Genomic DNA, 19257 nt, shown 5'->3' with positions numbered 1-19257 from the left:
ATGGATCGAATAACTAACCGTTTTTTTGATAAGGGTTTTCCAGTCCGGCTATTAAGTCGTGGAAGTATTCGCGCAACTGTTTTTCGGAACAACCCATCAGCAGCGCGTCTTCAAATGCGTCCTGCGCTATTTGGTACAGTTCGTTTAAGTTTTCGGTCATGACTTTGACCTTTTCGGTGCAGGAAACAATCTGACCGTCGTCGTCATACCATTTGGGCATTTGCGGCATCGCCATCGTACACCTCAATTCAAGAAACGGGATGGGTCGTTTTTCTTCACGCGACGGGCAAAGGCGTATTTTCCGTTCCAATATTTGTGGCCGAGGCTGGTAATTTCGATACGTTTGCCCGTTCTCGGTGCGTGAATGAAATTGTTGTTGCCGATGTAAAGGCCGACGTGGGAAATACGGCCGCGACCCATGGTGCGGAAAAAGACCATGTCGCCCGGCTGCAACTCGGAACGGTTCACGGCAACGCCCATTTGCGCCTGTTCGGCAGAGGTGCGCGGCAGGTTTACGCCCATGGCGCGTTTAAAGATGTGTTGCATGAAGCCGCTGCAGTCAAAGCCGGTAGAGGCTGATGTGCCGCCGTAGCGGTAGGCTACGCCGAGCAAGCCCATGGCGCTGCCGATCAATTCGTCTGAATTACCTGAAGGTGCGCGCGTATTGTTGCTTGGAGCGGGGCGTGTATTGACGGGGTGGACAGGGGTTGCCTGACGCGTATTGCCGTAAACGTTGGCGTTGTCGTTGAATTGGTTTAAAACATGCTGACGGGTGGTAATCAGGTTTTCCAAATCATCGGCGTAAGAAAAATTGACGCTCGCGAGCATGGCGACCGAAGTCCAAACTGCTGCGAGCCGGAGTAAAAAATTCATTATAAAAACTTCCGTTTCAGAAGGCATTCCCTGCCGATTGCAGGCACATTGCCGGTTTCTGAGATGTTATCCCGTATCATTCTCTTGTTATCTGCTTGATTGTATTCAAAAACCGTCTTTTTGGCAAAAAAACTGCTGTTATTTTGCGTTAAACCCTTGTTTCCAAACAAACTAGAAAAACATTAAATGCGGTTTCGCTTGATTTATCCGCCGCTGCAACCATATAAGCGGCATTCATTGATTTATTTTCAGAGACTGACATGACACAAAATCACAGCGATATCCGTACACGCTTTATCTTCGACGATATGCCTATCCGCGGCATGCACATCCGCCTCGAAAAGGTTTGGCACCACATCGTCAACCAAAAACATTATCCTGTCGCCATCCGTCGCGCATTGGGCGAATTGTTGGCCGCCGGTTCTTTATTGTCTGCCAACCTTAAAAACGAAGGCACGCTGATTGTTCAAGTTCAAGGTCAGGGCCGTCTGAAAATGTTGGTGGTGGAAGCGACTTCTGAAAATACTGTCCGTGCTACCGCGCGTTGGGACGAAAACGCTGAAATCCGTGATGACGAAAGCCTGACTGCGCTGTTGGGCGAAAACAGCGTGTTCGTTTTGACTCATCAGCCTAAAGATGCCGACCCTTGGCAAGGTGTTGTGCTGCTGGAAGGCGACAGCATTGCGCAAATGCTGGTCAACTATATGAAACGTTCCGAGCAGCTTGATACCTATATTACGCTTGCCGCCGACGACCAAGCAGCAGGTGCATTATTGCTGCAACGTCTGCCGGAAGAAGAATTGGATGATGCCGCTTGGGAGCATGTGACCACGCTTGCGCAAACGCTTACTCCGCAAGAATTGACCGGTTTGGACGCTCATCACGCCCTTTACCGCCTTTACCATGAAACCCCGCCCCGCGTTTTTGAACCGGAGGCTATTGAATTTGCCTGCACCTGCTCCCGTGGCAAAGTCAGCGATATGCTGTTGATGCTTGGCGGTCAGGAAGTCGGCGGCGTAGTGGCGGAACAAGGCAGCATTCAAATCGATTGCGATTTCTGCCATACCAAGTATGTGTTTGATGAAACCGATGTCAACGCTTTGTTTGGCGCGGATGTGGTGAATGCCGTCCGTCAAGAAAATGAGCGTTTGCAGTAATCGCGCGATAAAAGTTGCTTAAAAAATTGGATTATTTAATAGAAGGGCAGGTGTAAAACCTGCTCTTTCTTTTTGGGAAAACTGAATATCATCAATATAAAATGCCGTCTGAAAAAAAGCGTGGGCTGATTTCAGACGGCATGATTGTTTTAAACGATGCGTTTAATGTTTAAAGATTATTTCCAAACCAACAAAGCGTGGTTGCGTTTGCCGCGGCGGACGATGGTGTATTTGCCGAAACGTTTGTGTTCGTCGGTAAGCATGTAGGCATCGTCAGGTTTTTCAGCGGCATGGTTCGGATTGTTGGCTTCAGCAGGTTTGCCGTTGAGCAAAACCGCTTTGCTGTTAACAAAACCGCGCGCTTCTTTGTTGGAAGACGCCAAACCGGTTTTTACCAAAGTCTCAACCACGTTGAGGCTCTCGGAAACTTCAAAAGTCGGCAGGCCGTCGAGTGCCAGCTGCTCGAAGTCGCTTTCGGTGAGATGGCTTTGGTCTTCGGCAAACAGGCTTTCTGAAATACGTTGGGCGGCGGCAAGGGCCTCTTCGCCGTGAATCAGACGGGTCATTTCTTCGGCGAGGATGCGTTGCGCTTCTGGCTTGGTGCCGCTGGCTTTGTCTTTGGCTTCGATGGCATCGATTTCTTCGATGGACAGGAAGGTAAAGTATTTCAGGAATTTATACACATCGGCATCGGCCACTTTCAGCCAGAATTGGTAGAACTGATACGGAGAAGTTTTCTTCGCGTTCAACCATACCGCGCCGCCTTCGGTTTTGCCGAATTTGGTGCCGTCTGATTTGGTTACCAAAGGCAGGGTCAGGCCGAATACTTGTTTTTGGTGCAGGCGGCGGGTCAAGTCGATACCGGCAGTGATGTTGCCCCATTGGTCGGAACCGCCGATTTCCAAAACTGCGCCATGACGTTTGTTCAATTCGGCAAAGTCGTAGCCTTGCAGCAGGGAGTAGGCGAATTCGGTAAAGGAAATGCCCACATCGTCGCGCTCGATACGCTGTTTGACGGATTCCTTGTTCAGCATGGCATTGACGGAGAAATGCTTGCCGATGTCGCGCAGGAAGTCGAGGCAGTTCATGCTGCCGAACCAGTCGGCGTTGTTGGCCATAATGGCGGCGTTATCGCCGTCAAAGCTTAAGAAAGGGGTCAGTTGGTTGCGGATGCTTTCTACCCAGCCGGCAACAGTTTCGGCAGAATTCAAGCTGCGTTCGGCGGCTTTGAAGCTTGGGTCGCCGATCATGCCGGTCGCGCCACCCACCAAAGCAATCGGCGTATGGCCGGCTTGTTGGAAACGGCGCAATGCCAATACTGGTAGCAAGTGGCCGATGTGCAGGCTGTCGGCTGTCGGGTCAAAACCGCAATAGAGGGAAATTTTTTGTTCGTTTAGCAAAGCGTCTAAGGCTTCGATGTCGGTAGTTTGCGCGATTAAGCCACGCGATTGTAGGTCTTTGATGACGCTCATTGATATCTTCCAAAAAAATTAGCAGTTTTACAAACCGCTAATTGTAACAAATTTCATCGGATGAATGGCTATGGCTTACTGAAGAAGCGTATGTTTTTCAGAAAAACGCTTGGCCAGTTCTCTGCCGCCGTAAGGGTTGATGTGGTCTCTATCGGAATAAACCGGCAATCCGTTGATTTTGAAGTTCTCCGGAATATAGGCAGTGGCATCGATAATGTGCACATTGGCATATTTTTCTGCCAAATTTTTGATGCGTTCATTTCCTTTTGAAGTGACTGTTTCATCAATGGCAAGATTTTGACTAAATCTCGGTATGCGGTAAGACAGAATATAGGCGCGCAAGCCGTTGTATGACAGATTAGGGTTGTCTATCATCAGGTAAACCGCTTGTTTTTCCGAAGAAAGTTTTTGCAACATGAGGTCGAATTTTTTGAAAAAATCGGCATCGTAAGCAAGGGAGTTGCTGTTTTCAGGCATTTGGCTACCCCAGCGCATGGCCAAAAGCACTTTTGAGTATTGGGGCAGATGCTCTTTGGCATACTGATAAACGGCACGGCAGGAGGCGTTTTTCTTGAATACGGGTGCGGCATAATCTTCTACATAGGCGCAACTGTCCGCAGAAACCATCGTTGCCGACCATTTTTCTTTTTTGCCGACGGTATCAAAAAACGTTTTATATTGGTCGGCATGCGAATCGCCTAGAATCAGTAATTCCGGCTGTTTGTCTGTATCGCCCCAAATACACTGTTTGTCGGTATTGTTGTGACAAGAAGTGTAGGAACGTGCCAATCCCATACGGTCGTATTGCTGCATAAACGGGAGCTTCATGGCAAGAAAAGGCGTAATGGCCAAAACAAGCATGGGGACGGCATAAACCCATGTCACAGATTGTGCAAAAGAGCCTTTCCAGTTTTTAAACGGCTTCTCGACAAAATAATAAGAAAGCAGGGAGAGTGCAAACATTAAGACAATCGCGGCCGCAGTCGAATACGAAGGCAGATTGTTTGCACCGATGTATCTCATAAAAGCCAATACAGGCCAATGCCACAGATACAGCGAATAGGAAATCAAGCCTATGCCGACGGTAATCTTCCATTGGAAAAATTGTTTCAGCCGGTGTTCAAATTGATTGAAATAAATGAATGCGGCGGCGGCCAAACAAGGAATGATGGCGGCAGGACCCGGGAAATAGGCGGTTTTTTCCGTATAGGTAAACAGGCAGGCAAACAGTACGCATACGGAAAGTAATGCGCCTGCCGCCGCATATTGTTTGCCGGTATCCAGCCCTTGTTGTTGCCGGTATTGCATCCACACGGCCGTCAATGAGCCGATCAGCATTTCGCATGCGCGCAGATGAGGAAGGTAATATTTATCCAGTGCAGTCGGCATAAAAGAAGCCAAAATGCTGAATACGCATAGACTGATGAGGAAGGCAAACTGAGTGCGCCAGCTTTTGCGGACAACCAGTAACAGCAATATCGGGAAGACGAAATAATACTGTTCTTCGACCGATAAAGACCATATGTGAAGCAAAGGTTTTTCTTCTTGTATGGGATCGAAATAGCCCTGACCCTTTGCAAAAAAGATATTGGAGATGAACCCCAAGGTGGACAGGGCTGTCCTCCATAAAAGGAAGAAATCATCTTTGGTGAATAAAAGAAAGCCGCATATCAGCGTTACCGTCAATACGGTAAAAAATGCGGGCAGTATCCGCTTGATACGGCGGATGTAAAATTTTTTGAACGAGAAAATCCCGCTGCTCATTTCACGATGGATAATCATCGTGATCAGAAAGCCGGAAATGACAAAAAAGATATCAACACCAAGAAAGCCGCCGGGCAGCCAGTTTTTTTCAATATGGAAAACAACAACGGATAGAACAGCAACGGCACGCAATGTATCAATATCTGGGCGGTAAGATAAAACTTTGCTCATAATATTTTGATTTTAATTAGTTTATTTTAATGGCGTCGTCTGAAAAGTGACTCCTGCCGAGAGTGGGGGCATTTCGGAGGTCGGCCATCGTTTGTCAGTACTGGGCAGTTTGTTTGCCTTCTTAGAATGATTGCTGATGATATGCGTTTGAATAGTAATAGATTAGAGTAGGGATACAGTTGATAGTTTCAACATAATATTTAATATGTTGTTTTTATAATGAATCAATACGATGTGGTATTGTTTAATTGTTTATTGTCATATCAATGGTATTGTTATTGATGATGTAACCTTGCGTTATTTTTAGGTGAGGCGTAGGTAAGAAACGAGAGATTTTAAGCAAGAAAAATTACGGGCTATACCCGCATTTATTATGGAGATAATGTCTTGTTTTGTTGATATTTCAAGACATGAGGCCGTCTGAAAATAAATTCAGACGGCCTTAATCTTAGAAAAGGCCGTCTGAAAAAGCGGGACGCTGGGTTTATACGTTAAAGAGGAAGTGCATCACATCGCCGTCTTGTACGACGTATTCTTTGCCTTCCACACGCATTTTACCGGCTTCTTTGGCTTTGGCTTCGCCGCCTAAAGCGATGAAATCTTCGTAGGAGATAACTTGGGCACGGATGAAGCCGCGTTCAAAGTCGGTGTGAATCACGCCGGCGGCTTGTGGCGCAGTGTCGCCTTTGTGGATGGTCCAAGCGCGGACCTCTTTGACGCCGGCGGTGAAGTAGGTTTGCAGGCCCAAGAGGTCGTAGCCGGCACGAATGAGGCGGTTCAGGCCCGGTTCTTCCAAGCCCATTTCAGCGAGGAATTCGGCTTTTTCGTCGTCTTCCAATTCGGCGATTTCGCTTTCCATCGCGGCGCATACAGCCACAACCGGTGCGTTTTCTTTTGCAGCTAATTCTTTCAGACGGTCGAGGTGCGGGTTGTTTTCAAAACCGTCTTCGGAAACGTTGCCGACGTACATGGCAGGTTTAGCAGTCAGCAAGAACAGCGGTTTGAGCATGGCGAGTTCTTCTGCGTCCAAACCGAAGGAGCGTACAGGCTTGCCTTCGTCCAAATGCGGCAGCAGTTTTTTGCACAGATCGACCAGTTTTTGCGCGTCTTTGTCGCCTGAGCGGGCGCGTTTTTCTTCGCGGACAATGGCTTTTTCGACGCTGGCCAAGTCAGCCAGTGCCAACTCGGTGCCGATGGTTTCGATGTCGGCAATCGGATCAACTTTGCCTGCAACGTGGACGATGTTGTCATCGTCAAAGCAACGTACAACGTTAACAATCGCGTCAGTCTCGCGGATGTTGGCGAGGAACTGGTTGCCCAAGCCTTCGCCTTTGCTCGCGCCTGCAACCAAACCGGCGATGTCGACAAATTCGACGATGGCAGGCTGCATTTTTTGCGGATTGACGATTTTTGCCAATTCGGCCATACGCGGATCGGGGACTTCAACGATGCCGACGTTGGGTTCGATGGTACAGAAAGGATAGTTTGCCGCTTCGATACCCGATTGGGTCAGCGCGTTAAAGAGGGTGGATTTGCCGACGTTGGGCAAACCGACGATGCCGCATTTTAAGCTCATGGTTTTTCCTGAAAAGATAAAAGTTTAACGGCGGATTATAGCATATTGTGAAGGTACTCAAAACAGCCGCAATGTTGGTGTGTTCTTATAATAAAAGGCCGTCTGAAAAAAGAGGGGCAGGCATTCAGCTTATTGTTCTTCCGAAGAATGAGTAAATGAATAAAGCCGTTAAATAAAACAATTTTTCGGACAGGAGGCTTAAGATCAAACCCAAAAGAATGCCCAGTACCCAATAAATCATCTGACGGTATTTCGGGTCGGATGCGGTACGCAACATTTTAAAATACAAAACCAGACAGCCGAACATGCAGATTGTTTGAAACAGAATGAGGGGGAGGCTGTCAATGGCTCCGGAAATCGAATCATGAAGGATGATTGCCCCTATGCGTATGCATAAATAAATTAAAGCCGAGCCTGCCGCCGAATGCCCAAAAGGGACGGGCGTGTCGGATGAATCGGGTGTTTTGTGGGGCTGAAGCCTGCCGAATAACAAGATAAATACAATGTCAAACATAATGATAGTTGCCTTGGTGTGAGATGTTTTTGTTTTTCAGACGGCCTCAGGGTTGTCTGAAAGCGTATTGTGCGGCGATATGCGATGGTGCCGCAGTAAGGTATGTCAGTAGGTCGACCATCCACCATGCTGAAGCAGTTGCCATACTTAAGTGAACATATTGATTTAGCAGAGGGTTATCTGCTATTTCTCCAAATAGTCTGAAATACAGGGTAAGTTAAATGAATAGGGTCAGAGTGGCAAGCAGGTTGAGAAACAGTATGGAGTTTGTGGGTAAATACTTTGCCGCGGTTCGCAGTTAGTTTAAAGGCCGTCTGAAAAACTGTTTCAGACGGCCTTTTTTCCGTACTGACTTAACCGGTATTACGCAAACCTTGCGCCACGCCGTTGATGGTCAGGTGAACCATCAGCAGTGCGTGCGGATTATCGGGCTCTTTGCGCAGGCGTTTGAGCATGGCGACTTGCAGGCCATTGAGGGCGTTCAGGTATGGAATCCTCAAGGCAAGCGAACGGGCGAGGCTGCGGTTGTCGCGCAGGAGCTCTTCGGTTTGCAACAGGTCGAGCAGTGCTTTGCGGCTGCGTTGGTATTCTTCCTTGATCATGCCGAAGATGACTTTTGCTTTGTCGGGTGATTCGCTCAAGCCGGCATAGTTTTCCGCCAAAGTGATGTCGGTTTTCGCCATCACTTGCTCCATATTGGAGAGCATGGCTTGGAAGAATGGGTTGCTTTGGGCGTGTTCGCGCAGGGCAGCGAGCGTTTCGGGTTTGCCTTCGCACAAGGTTTCCACTGCGCTGCCGAAACCGTACCAAGCCGGCAGCATGAGGCGGTTTTGCATCCATGAGAATACCCACGGAATCGCGCGCAAGTCCTGAATCCGCGCCAAGGTTTTGCGGCTGGCGGGGCGGCTGCCGAGGTTGAGGGTGGCAATTTCCTGAATCGGGCTGGTTTGCAGGAAGTAGTCGATGAAGTCGGGGTGGGTAATCAGTTCGCGGTAGTATTTGAACGATACGTCCGACAAGTCCTGCATCAGTTTGGCATCAGGGTCTTTTTTATCCGGCAGGATGCTGGCTTCCAACGTCGCGGCAACCAAGGTTTCCAAGTTGCGTTGGGCATTGCCCGGGTCGGCGTATTTGGCGGTAATGACTTCGCCTTGCTCGGTAATGCGGATTTGTCCGGCAACGCTGCCTGCGGGTTGCGCCAAGATGGCTTGGTAAGAAGGGCCGCCGCCGCGACCTACGCTGCCGCCGCGACCGTGGAACAGGCGCATGCGGACATCGTATTTTTTGAAGAGTTCGACCAAGCCCAACTCTGCCTGATACAGACACCATGAGCTGGTAACGTAGCCGCCGTCTTTGTTGGAGTCGGAGTAGCCGAGCATGATTTCTTGGATATTGCCGCGGCTTTCGAGCAGGGCGTCATACCAGTCGAGGCGGAACATGGTTTCCATGACCGGACAGGCGTTTTCGAGCGCTTCGATGGTTTCAAACAGAGGCACGATATTGATGCGGCTGTGCGGTTTGCCGTTTTCCACCACCAACAGGCCGCTTTCTTTCAGCAGCAATGCCAAGGCGAGCAGGTCGCTGGGTTGTTCGCAGTTGGAAATAATGCTTTGTGTAACGGCATCTTCGCCAAATTCGTCTTTGATTTTGCGCGCTTCGTTGAAAATTGCCAGTTCGTGGCGGGTATGGTCGCTGTATGTGATGAACGGGCTGTACAGCGGACGTTGATGGCTCAATTCGCGCAACAGGGCGGTTTGTTTTTGCTCTTCGTTCAGGCTGTTGTAGTCTTCCAAGCCTGCGTGTTGGAAAAGCTCGGCAACCACATCGGCGTGTTTGCCTGCGTGTTGGCGCAGGTCGAGCGGCATCATGTGGAAGCCGAACACGGATACGCTGCGGATAATGTCGGACAGACGGCCTTCTGCCAGCAGTTGGCTGCCGTTTTCATGGAGCGAGCGTTGCAGTTTTTTCAGGTCGGTGAGGAACTCTTCGACCGTGGCATAAGGCTCGAGGAAGCCGAATTTGCAGCCCATGCCCAAACCTAGTGAGCGTGCCTTGCCCATGGCGCGTGCCATGATGTAGGCGATGGCGCGGCGGTAGGGTTCTTCGGTGCGGGCGATTTCTTCGTCAGGTGAGAGGGCGGCCAGTGCCATCACGTCGTCGTTGACTTTGACGCGGCGGATGGAGAGCGGCAATTCGCGGTAGAGTTTGTCGAGTTCGCCACGATAGAAACGGAACACTGCGTCGGCATGCCGTCTGAACGCAAAACGCAAGGTTTCGGCAGAAACAAACGGGTTGCCGTCGCGGTCGCCGCCGATCCAGCCGCCGATTTTAAGGATATTCGGAACGCGGACGCCGGGATAGGCCGTCTGAAAATCACGTTCCATTGTGCGGTAGAGTTTGGGCAGGGCTTCAAAGAAGCTCATTGGGAAGATGGATACACCGTTGTTGATCTCGTCGTTGACGCTGAGTTTGTGGCGGCGCGTTTCGCTGGTCTGCCACAAGCCCAAAAGCACGGTGTCGATTTCTCGGCGTAACTGAGCCAGCGCATCAGGATTGGTGCAGCGTTCGCGTTGCGGCAGCAGCGCGCGGATGCGGCGGTTGAAGCTCAAGACGGTTTGGCGTTGCACTTCGGTCGGGTGCGCGGTCAAAACGGCGGTAACGACTGTATTGTCCAGTTGTTGTTGCAACGCTTTGCCGTTGACTTTTCCGGCTTTGAGCTTGCGCACGGTTTCCGTCAGGCTGCCTTCTGCTGCGCTGTGGCCGGCATCTTCGTGGATTTGGCGGCGGCGTTCGTGGTGCACGTCTTCGGCGATGTTCAAAATCTGCGCGAACAGGCCGCAGGCCAAGGTTAAATCGTGGGTTTGTTGTTCGTCCAATTGCGGCAACACCTTTTCAATCAAGGCGGCGCTGTCGTCTGAAGTCGATAATAACTTAACGGTTTCGACCACCAAAGGCGACGCTTCCTCATGCAGCAGATTGAAAAGAGACTGTTTTAAAAATTCCGCATCCGCCGCCAGAGCGGCATCTTTGGGATTGTTTAAGATATGCAGTTGCATGATTTTTCTCTTATTTAAATGTTAATTTGGGTTTGTCCCGAATCCATTGTATAGCAAATTTTTGTAAACTGCCAATGCTGCCGTCCGATACATTTCAAACCGGAAAACAGCCGTCCGTATCCGCCACGTGGCCGGTGTCTGTAAAATGCCGTAAAATATTAACTGTCAAAACAGAGGCGAGAACCCCATGATCGAATTCCCCAACCAGCCCGATTTTCCTGAGCAACACACCGCCGTCGCCGTCGGCACCATCAACATGAGCCAGCAGGCGGTACGGGTGTTGATAGAGAATGCAACCGAAAAGGCAAGTATCCTGACCATCGCCCGCGTTGCCGCCATTCAAAACATCAAACAAAGCGGCAACCTGATTCCGCTGCACCTGCCCGGCCGCATCATCGGCGTGCAGGTTGATTTCGATATTAACGTTGAGCTGGCCTGCTTGAAGGCCACATTGACCGTCCAAGCGCACAGCAACGGCAGCATTGCCACCGAAGCCCTGACTGGCCTCAATTTGGCACTCTTGAGCGTTTACGACATGATGAAAGACGTTGACCGCAATATGATGCTCAGCGGTATCCGCCTCGAATCCGAAACCAGCAGCGAAGGCCGCCCTTTCCTGTTTGACAACGCCTACGAAAATATCAATTTCTAAACCACTCAGGCCGTCTGAATATTCGGTTTCAGACGGCCTTATTGTTATGATGAACGATCAACAACTTTTGCGGTTCAGCCGCCATATCCTGTTGGATGAAATCGGTATCGAAGGCCAAGAAAAACTCTTGGCCGCCCATGCGCTCGTTGTCGGTTGCGGCGGGCTGGGTGCGGCGGCCTTGCCGTATCTTGCCGCCGCCGGGATCGGCCGCCTGACGATTGCCGATGCCGATACCATCGACGAGACGAACCTTCAACGCCAAATCACGTTTACCGAAGCCGACATCGGCAAAAACAAGGCTTTGGTCATGCAAGGCCGTCTGAAACAGATCAACAGCCAAACACACATTGTCGCCATGGCCGAATTTCTCGATGAGGCCAAGCTTGTCGAATTGGCAAACGCCGCCGACATCATCCTTGATTGTTCCGACAATTATCCCACGCGCCAGGCGGTCAACCGCGCCGCCGTTGCCGCGCGCACGCCTTTGGTTTCCGCCGCGGCCGTCCGCTTTGACGGACAAATCGCCGTGTACCGCCCCGACCTTCCCGATACGCCTTGTTATGCCTGCCTGTTCGACGGCGAACAAGCTGACGACGGCGCTTGTGCATTGTTCGGCGTTTTTTCGCCCTTGGTCGGTGTTGTCGGAACGACCCAAGCCGCCGAAGCGCTTAAAGTGCTGCTCGGTATCGGTACGCCGTCGCACGGCAAACTTTCCACCTACAACGCATTGAGCGGACAATGGCGGCAATACGGGGTGAGACGCAATCCCGAATGTCCGCTTTGCGGCGGCCGTTAAAGACAAAAGCAGGGCAAGGGTTTCACTGCTCCGAAGCCAATCCGCCGGAGCAATCATGCTTATCTTTCATTAAACTTGAAAGAAGGCGTTTCTTCCCTTTTCAGACGGCCTGTGGCACGATATGATTCAATGATTAATAAATTTTTTGAGGCCGTCTGAAAAAGATAGGGAGAAACCGGCTTAATGAATATTATTCGTGCCTTATTGGTGGTATTGGGTTGCCTGACTTTGGGCGAGGCGGCCGTTTGGATTTTGGGGTTGAAGCTGCCGGGCAGCATTGTCGGCATGGGTTTGCTGTTTGCCGCGCTGCAGGCCGGCTGGGTCAAATTGTCTTGGGTAGAAGAGCTGGCGGACATTTTGATGGCGAACCTGACTTTGTTTTTGGTGCCGCCTTGCGTGGCCGTCATCAGCTATTTGGATGTGATTGCAAACGACTGGTTTTCGATTTTGACGGCCACGATCGGCAGTACGGTGTGCGTATTGTTGGTGACCGGCAAAGTGCATGAGTGGGTCAGGAGGTGGATGTGATGAATATAGACGGGCTGTTGCGTATGCCCTCGGTCATGCTGTTCCTGACTTTGGCCGTGTATGCTTTGGCGGTGCAGATTCGGGCGCGCACGGGGAATGTGCTGTGTAATCCGGTATTGATCAGTACGCTGGTGTTGATGGGGTATTTGAAGGTATTTTCCATTGATTACGAGCTGTACCATTCTGCTTCGCAATTTATTGATTTTTGGCTGAAACCGGCAGTCGTGTTGCTGGCGGTGCCGCTTTATCGAAATTGGGACCGTATCCGCAGCCAGTGGTTGCCGGTGGTGCTGTCGCAGTTGGCGGGCAGCGTGACAGGCATTGTTACGGGCGTGTATTTTGCCAAATGGCTGGGCGCTTCGCACGATGTGGTTTTGTCGTTGGCTTCCAAATCGGTAACCAACCCGATTGCGATTGAAATCACGGCATCGGTCGGCGGTATTCCGGCGATTACGGCGGCAACGGTGATTATTGCCGGGCTTTTTGGACAGATGGCCGGATATAAAGTGTTGAAAGGGACGTTGTATATGCCTTCTTCAGTGGGGATGTCTTTGGGTACGGCCTCGCATGCGATGGGGATTGCGGCGTCTTTGGAATACGGCCGCCGTATGGCCGCCTATGCCGGCTTGGGCTTGACGCTCAACGGCGTATTGACGGCGGTATTGGTGCCTATTTTGATTCCCTTATTGGGCGTATAGCGTTTAGGCCGTCTGAAAACAGTGTAAAACAGGAGAAAATGATATGGCTGTAAATTTGACTGAAAAACGTGCAGACGAATTGTTGGAAATCGACGGCATTCGTCTGTTTACGGGTCGTGCCGGCATCAAGCAGCAAAACCGCGACGATTTGACGCTGATGGTGTTGGGCGGCGGACATACGGTGGGCGCGGTGTTTACGCAAAACCGTTTCTGCGCCGCGCCGGTGCATATCGCCAAATCGCACCTGTTTGACCAAGACGGCGTGTGTGCCTTAGTCGTCAATACGGGCAATGCCAATGCAGGTACCGGCGCACAAGGCCGTCTGGAAGCGATTAAGGTGTGCGCGGCCGTGGCGGAACAGGTCGGCTGCCAATCCAATCAGGTGATGCCGTTTTCGACCGGCGTGATTTTGGAGCCGCTGCCTGTGGATAAAATCGTGGCCGCTTTGCCGCAAGTGCGCCCTGCATTCTGGTCGGACGCGGCGCGTGCCATCATGACGACGGACACTGTGCCTAAAGCCGCTTCACGCACAGGCCTGGTCGGCGAAAAACACACAGTCCGCGCCACCGGCATCGCCAAAGGTTCGGGCATGATTCATCCGAACATGGCGACCATGTTGTCGTTTATTGCCACCGATGCCAAAGTGTCCCAGCCGATTTTGCAGCTGATGACGCAAGAAATCGCAGACGAAAGTTTCAATACGATTACCGTGGACGGCGATACCAGCACCAACGACAGTTTCGTCATTATGGCGACAGGCCGTTGCGGTCAGAGCGAAATCGACAATACCGCCGATCCGCGCTATGCGCAGCTCAAAGCCTTGCTCGGTTCGCTGGCTTTGGAATTGGCGCAGGCGATTGTCCGTGATGGCGAGGGTGCGACCAAGTTCATCACGATTGAAGTGCAAAACGCGAAAACCCGTGAAGAGGCGCGCAAGGTGGCTTATGCCGTTGCCCATTCACCTTTGGTGAAAACCGCGTTCTTTGCCTCCGACCCGAACTTGGGCCGTCTGTTGGCCGCCGTCGGCTATGCCGGTATTGAAGACTTGGATGTCGATGCTTTGAAAATGTGGCTGGATGACGTGTTGGTGGCCGAAAACGGCGGCCGTGCGGAAAGCTATACCGAAGAGGCAGGGCAAGCCGTGATGAACCGTCCGGAAATCACCGTCCGCATCGATTTGCAACGCGGCGATACGGAGGCGGTTGTTTATACCTGCGATTTGTCGCACGAATATGTGTCGATTAACGCGGATTACCGTTCTTAAAAACCTTTATCCTTGTATTCAGACGGCCTTTGAGAAAAGCATCAAGGCCGTCTGAACATATTTGCTGTGTGCCTATTATGAAATTTCCACAGACTTGGGCGGCGCGCCTCGCCCACAAAATCCGCCAAACCAAACGCCTGTCCAAAAAGAGCATTGCCTTTCTGTTTTTGCTGGCAGGCTCGGCACTGGTTGCCCTGACGGCTTTGCTGTTTGCGCGTTTGGCGGATTTGGCTTTGGAATGGAATGCTTTACTGGCGGGCAAATATCCGTGGTTCGCATGGGTGGCTTTGCCGCTGGGCTTGCCGCTTTTGGCGTGGTTTACGCGCAAATTTGCGCCGTACACTTCCGGCAGCGGTATTCCGCAGGTCATCGCTTCGTTGTCTTTGCCGTATGGCGCGCAGAAAACCCGTCTGATTCGTCTGGGCGAAACCTTTTTTAAGATTCCGCTGACGTTTTTGGGCATGATTTTGGGTGCGTCGATCGGCAGGGAAGGGCCGTCTGTACAAGTAGGCGCGGCGGTCATGAACGCTTGGGGCGCGTGGTGTAAAAAGCACGGGCTGGCGTTTAGGGGCATGCAGGAAAACGATTTGATTGCCGCAGGCGCGGCCGGCGGTTTGGCAGCGGCGTTTAACGCGCCTTTGGCCGGCGTGGTGTTTGCCATCGAAGAATTGGGGCGCGGCGTGATTTTGCGTTGGGAACGCCAAATCTTGATGGGCGTGTTGGCGGCCGGTTTCATTCAAGTGGCGATACAGGGCAACAACCCGTATTTTTCAGGGTTTCAAGGACACGAGCTGCCAAACATGCTGATGTGGGCCGCAGTGTCGGGCATCGTCTGCGGCGTGGCAGGCGGATTGTTCGGCAGCTTTTTGTATCGCGGTGCGGCGGCATTCGCACCGGTGCGCTGGCGCAGTTTCATCCGCCGTCATTTGTTGGTGGTCGCCTTTGTAATGGGCATTTTGCTGGCGCTGCTCGGTACGTTTTATCAAGGCAAAACCTATGGCACGGGCTATCACGAAGCCGCAGCCGCACTCAAAGGCGCGTATGAAGCGCCGTTCGGCTTAGCCGCCGCAAAATGGGCGGCAACCGTGTTCAGCTACTGGGCAGGCATTCCCGGCGGCATCTTCACGCCGTCGTTAACCATCGGCGCGATGATAGGCGAACACATGGCTTCTTTTGCGCAACTGGGCGACGCATCTAATGTCGCGGTTTTGCTCTGCATGGCCGCATTCCTTGCCGCCGCGACCCAATCGCCGTTAACCGCCGCCGTGGTGGTAATGGAAATGACGGGCGGACAGAATTTGCTGTTTTGGATGTTGCTGACGTGCATCTTCGCTTCGCAAGTCTCGCGCCAATTCTCGCCGCATCCGTTTTATCATGCCGCAGGTTTGCGCTTCAGACGGCATATCGAAGCCGAAAGCGGACATGTTCAGCACGAAAAAAAAGAATAGGTTGGTATATAAAAGGCCGTCTGAAAATCGATTTCAGACGGCCTTTATTATGTCGTTTAAAGCTGTATTACAGTTTATTTAAATAGCAAAATCAGCAGCAAAACAATTGCAATCATACCCAGCCACAGGCTTTGGCGTTGTTGCACTTTGACCAAGTGCACATAGGCATCGCGCATTTCCTGCTGGCGGTTTTCATCAACCAGCGCATTGATTTTGCGCGGCAGGGAAGGGATGATTTGCGCCCAGTCGGGGGCTTCGTTTTTGAGGTTGCGCCAAAGTGCTTTGGGGCCGACCTGTTCGTTCATCCAGCGCACCAAAAACGGTTTGGCGGTTTTCCACAAGTCCAAATCGGGATCAAGCTGGCGTCCCAAGCCTTCGATGTTGAGCAGCGTTTTTTGCAGCAACACAAGTTGCGGCTGGATTTCGACATTGAAGCGGCGGCTGACTTCAAACAGGCGCATCAGCACCAAGCCGAAAGAAATTTGCGAAATCGGTTTGTTGAACACAGGCTCGCACACGGCTCGAACGGCGGCTTCCAACTCTTCCGCGCGCGTGTCGGCAGGTACCCAACCTGATTCGATGTGGGCGGTGGCGACGCGGTGGTAATCGCGGTTGAAAAAGGCGAGGAAGTTGATGGCGAGATAGCGTTTGTCGTAATCGGTCAGCGTGCCGACAATGCCGAAATCGAGGGCGATGTAGCGGTTGTCGGCGGCGACCAGAATGTTGCCGGGGTGCATATCCGCATGGAAAAAGCCGTCGCGGAAAACTTGCGTGAAGAAGATTTCCACGCCGTAATCGGCAAGTTTGTGCAAATCGATGCCGTCGGCTTTGAGTTTGGCGATATCGGATACCGGCGTGCCGTCCATCCATTCGATGGTCAGTACGTCGCTGGTGCAGTAGTCGTAAAATACCTTCGGCACAATCAGCATATCGCTGTTTTGGAAATTGCGACCGAGCTGGCTGGCATTGGCAGCTTCGCGCATCAAGTCCAATTCGTCGTGCAGGTATTTGTCGAATTCGGCCACCACTTCGCGCGGCTTCAAACGCTTGCCGTCTGAAAACAAACGCTCCACCCAGCCTGCGCCAAAGCGCATCAGCGACAAATCCTGTTCGATAACGGGCAAAAGGTTGGGGCGCAAGACTTTCACTGCGACCTGTTCGCCCGAATGCAGGCGGGCTTTGTGTACCTGGGCGATGGACGCGCTGGCGACGGGCTCGGTTTCAAATTCCGCGTATAAAGTGTCGATGGATTGGCCCAGCGATTTTTCGATTTGCGAGCGTGAAAGCTGTGCGTCAAACGGTGGCACTTTGTCTTGCAGCCTTGCCAGTTCGACCGCGTAATCATGCGGAATCAAATCGGGGCGCGTGGACAATACCTGTCCGAATTTGATGAAAATCGGCCCCAGGCTTTCCAAAGCCAAACGCAGGCGCACGGCAGGCGTATCGTGTTTGAACTTGGATGACTGCGGCAGCATATTGAGGAAAGTCCGTGCCCAACCCGGACGGACCAGCGAGGCAATCAGCTCGGCGAGGCGGTAGCGGTAGAGCGTGCAGAGGATGGTTTTGATGCGTTTGAGGCGGTTCATGATGGACGCAGATAAATCGAAAAAACAGAATTATATAGGAAAAACGGGTAAGGGCTTCAGACGGCCTGAGACTTTTGCAAAAACATTTGCCGCATAGCTAACAATTTGATAAAGGCTCAAGTTTTGCCGCTCCAATAAAAAGACGGATATTCACATCATAAATATTCATCGGCTACTTGCCCAAACCGCCGATTCAAGACATAATCGGGAAATGTGCAGGAGAGTGTTACACCCAACTACAATGTAACCACCGAAGGCGCAGACACCCTTAAATCGCTCAGGTATCAGGGACTGCACATTGAAACAAACAATCTGGAGAGCGGCGTTAGAATAACGTCCACCGAAGGGGAGAAGGCCGTCTGAACCACCATTCAGACAACCGCGCAAAGCAGTGAGCAGACTGGTTTGCCGTCATGCGGATACGGCCGAAAATCTCAGGTCCAAGGACAGATAGGGTCATCCGCGCACAGGTGCGCGGGCGGCATCTGAACAAAAAATCCGGAGAAACTTGAGAATGACTGCTCTGAAAACCACCCCATTTCATCAAGCCCATCAAGATGCAGGCGCGAAGCTGGTAGATTTTGCCGGCTGGGAGCTGCCCATCCATTATGGTTCACAAATCGCCGAACACGAAGCCGTGCGCACCGACGCCGGTATGTTTGACGTATCCCATATGCTCGTTACCGACGTAGCAGGCGCAAATGCCAAAGCCTTTTTCCGCAAATTGATTGCCAACGATGTCGCCAAACTCGCTTTTGTCGGCAAAGCCCTTTATTCTGCTTTGCTCAACGACAACGGCGGCGTGATTGACGACTTGATCGTTTACCGCACCAATGAAGCCGAAACCCAATACCGCATCGTGTCCAACGGCGCGACCCGCGAAAAAGATACGGCGCAATTCCACAAAGTCGGACAAGAGTTCGGCGTTGCCTTCAATCCGCGCTACGACCTCGGCATGCTTGCCGTACAAGGCCCGAAAGCCATCGAAAAACTCCTGACCGTCAAACCTGAATGGGCGGACGTGATTCACGGCCTCAAACCGTTCCAAGGTGCAGACTTGGGCAACGACTGGTTTGTCGCCCGTACAGGCTACACCGGCGAAGACGGTGTCGAAGTGATTTTGCCGGGTACTGAAGCAGGCGCATTCTTCAAAGCCCTGCAAGCAGCAGGCGTACAGCCTTGCGGTCTCGGCGCACGCGACACCCTGCGCATGGAAGCCGGTATGAACCTCTACGGCAACGATATGGATGACAATACCAGCCCGCTCGAAGCAGGCATGGGTTGGACCGTTGATTTGAAAGACGAAAGCCGCGATTTCGTCGGCAAAGCCGCCTTGCTGGCATTGAAAGAAAAAGGCGTTGCCGTGAAACAGGTCGGTTTGCTGCTCGACAAAGGCGGCATCCTGCGTGCGCATATGGAAGTGTTGACCGACAAAGGCCAAGGTGAAACCACCAGCGGCGTATTCTCTCCAAGCCTGAAACAATCCATCGCCATCGCACGTGTACCGAAAGATTTTGACGGCGATACCGCCAAAGTGCTGATGCGCGGCAAAGAAGTGGACGTACGCGTACTGAAGCTGCCGTTCGTCCGCAACGGTCAAAAACAGTTTGATTAATATCGGTTCAGACGGCCTTTATTTGTTAAGGGCCTTCTGAAAGCAGGTTTTAATTGTCGTCCGGTACGGACGTTTGTAGAAAGCATT

At 51.7% G+C, this 19257-nt stretch carries 16 protein-coding genes and 1 riboswitch; of the genes, 8 read left to right on the top strand and 8 right to left on the bottom strand.

Annotation, left to right across the window (positions count from 1 at the left end; genetic code table 11):
• Nucleotides 1-13 precede the first annotated feature (13 nt).
• Nucleotides 14-235, bottom strand: a complete 222-nt coding sequence (locus tag HMPREF3047_RS09150; RefSeq protein WP_070713582.1) for a hypothetical protein — start codon at nt 233-235, stop codon at nt 14-16.
• A gap of 8 nt (nt 236-243) precedes the next feature.
• Nucleotides 244-873: a C40 family peptidase gene (locus tag HMPREF3047_RS09145; protein ID WP_070646619.1), complete on the bottom strand. Its 630-nt coding sequence runs from the start codon at nt 871-873 to the stop codon at nt 244-246.
• Between the two features lie 260 nt (nt 874-1133).
• Between HMPREF3047_RS09145 and hslO the strand changes: the two genes are divergently transcribed.
• The gene (gene hslO, locus HMPREF3047_RS09140; protein ID WP_070713577.1) at nt 1134-2030 is read left to right on the top strand and encodes an Hsp33 family molecular chaperone HslO; all 897 of its coding nucleotides are present in this window, start codon (nt 1134-1136) and stop codon (nt 2028-2030) included.
• A gap of 176 nt (nt 2031-2206) precedes the next feature.
• On the opposite strand, the gene tyrS is transcribed toward hslO, so the two are convergent.
• The 5 genes from tyrS to ppc form a co-directional block, all read right to left on the bottom strand.
• Nucleotides 2207-3502, bottom strand: coding sequence for a tyrosine--tRNA ligase (tyrS, locus tag HMPREF3047_RS09135; protein ID WP_070713573.1), 1296 nt, complete (start codon nt 3500-3502; stop codon nt 2207-2209).
• Between the two features lie 75 nt (nt 3503-3577).
• Nucleotides 3578-5437, bottom strand: coding sequence for an acyltransferase family protein (locus HMPREF3047_RS09130; protein ID WP_070713572.1), 1860 nt, complete (start codon nt 5435-5437; stop codon nt 3578-3580).
• A gap of 484 nt (nt 5438-5921) precedes the next feature.
• The gene (gene ychF, locus HMPREF3047_RS09125; RefSeq protein WP_049330669.1) at nt 5922-7013 is read right to left on the bottom strand and encodes a redox-regulated ATPase YchF; all 1092 of its coding nucleotides are present in this window, start codon (nt 7011-7013) and stop codon (nt 5922-5924) included.
• Between the two features lie 124 nt (nt 7014-7137).
• Nucleotides 7138-7527 carry a hypothetical protein gene (locus HMPREF3047_RS09120; protein ID WP_070713569.1) on the bottom strand — a complete coding sequence of 130 codons (390 nt, stop codon included), beginning with the start codon at nt 7525-7527 and terminating at the stop codon, nt 7138-7140.
• 353 nt (nt 7528-7880) lie between these two features.
• Nucleotides 7881-10583, bottom strand: coding sequence for a phosphoenolpyruvate carboxylase (ppc, locus tag HMPREF3047_RS09115; RefSeq protein WP_070713564.1), 2703 nt, complete (start codon nt 10581-10583; stop codon nt 7881-7883).
• Nucleotides 10584-10770: 187 nt separating this feature from the next.
• On the opposite strand from ppc, the gene HMPREF3047_RS09110 reads away from it, so the two are divergent.
• The 6 genes from HMPREF3047_RS09110 (at nt 10771) to HMPREF3047_RS09085 (ending at nt 15969) form a co-directional block, all read left to right on the top strand.
• On the top strand, nt 10771-11235 hold the full coding sequence (locus HMPREF3047_RS09110; RefSeq protein WP_070646624.1) for a cyclic pyranopterin monophosphate synthase MoaC: 465 nt from the start codon (nt 10771-10773) through the stop codon (nt 11233-11235).
• 49 nt (nt 11236-11284) lie between these two features.
• Complete coding sequence (locus HMPREF3047_RS09105) at nt 11285-12031, top strand: HesA/MoeB/ThiF family protein (RefSeq protein ID WP_210399764.1); 747 nt, start codon at nt 11285-11287, stop codon at nt 12029-12031.
• A gap of 183 nt (nt 12032-12214) precedes the next feature.
• On the top strand, nt 12215-12559 hold the full coding sequence (locus HMPREF3047_RS09100; RefSeq protein ID WP_070713557.1) for a CidA/LrgA family protein: 345 nt from the start codon (nt 12215-12217) through the stop codon (nt 12557-12559).
• 5 nt (nt 12560-12564) lie between these two features.
• A complete protein-coding gene (locus tag HMPREF3047_RS09095) occupies nt 12565-13257 on the top strand; it encodes an LrgB family protein (protein WP_141756572.1) in 693 nt (230 codons plus the stop codon).
• Between the two features lie 43 nt (nt 13258-13300).
• On the top strand, nt 13301-14521 hold the full coding sequence (gene argJ / locus HMPREF3047_RS09090; RefSeq protein WP_070713552.1) for a bifunctional glutamate N-acetyltransferase/amino-acid acetyltransferase ArgJ: 1221 nt from the start codon (nt 13301-13303) through the stop codon (nt 14519-14521).
• A gap of 77 nt (nt 14522-14598) precedes the next feature.
• Nucleotides 14599-15969, top strand: a complete 1371-nt coding sequence (locus HMPREF3047_RS09085; RefSeq protein WP_070713547.1) for a chloride channel protein — start codon at nt 14599-14601, stop codon at nt 15967-15969.
• A gap of 74 nt (nt 15970-16043) precedes the next feature.
• On the opposite strand, the gene ubiB is transcribed toward HMPREF3047_RS09085, so the two are convergent.
• Complete coding sequence (gene ubiB, locus HMPREF3047_RS09080; RefSeq protein ID WP_070713545.1) at nt 16044-17555, bottom strand: ubiquinone biosynthesis regulatory protein kinase UbiB; 1512 nt, start codon at nt 17553-17555, stop codon at nt 16044-16046.
• Between the two features lie 206 nt (nt 17556-17761).
• A riboswitch (glycine riboswitch) is annotated at nt 17762-17859 on the top strand.
• Between the two features lie 210 nt (nt 17860-18069).
• Here ubiB and gcvT point away from each other — a divergent pair.
• Nucleotides 18070-19170, top strand: coding sequence for a glycine cleavage system aminomethyltransferase GcvT (gcvT, locus tag HMPREF3047_RS09075; protein ID WP_070713541.1), 1101 nt, complete (start codon nt 18070-18072; stop codon nt 19168-19170).
• Nucleotides 19171-19257: the final 87 nt, after the last annotated feature.

The organism is Neisseria sp. HMSC075C10 (assembly GCF_001815615.1).
GTDB lineage: Bacteria > Pseudomonadota > Gammaproteobacteria > Burkholderiales > Neisseriaceae > Neisseria > Neisseria subflava_A.
Note: the sequence above shows the minus strand (reverse complement) of the source record. Positions and strands in the feature narration are given on the sequence as shown.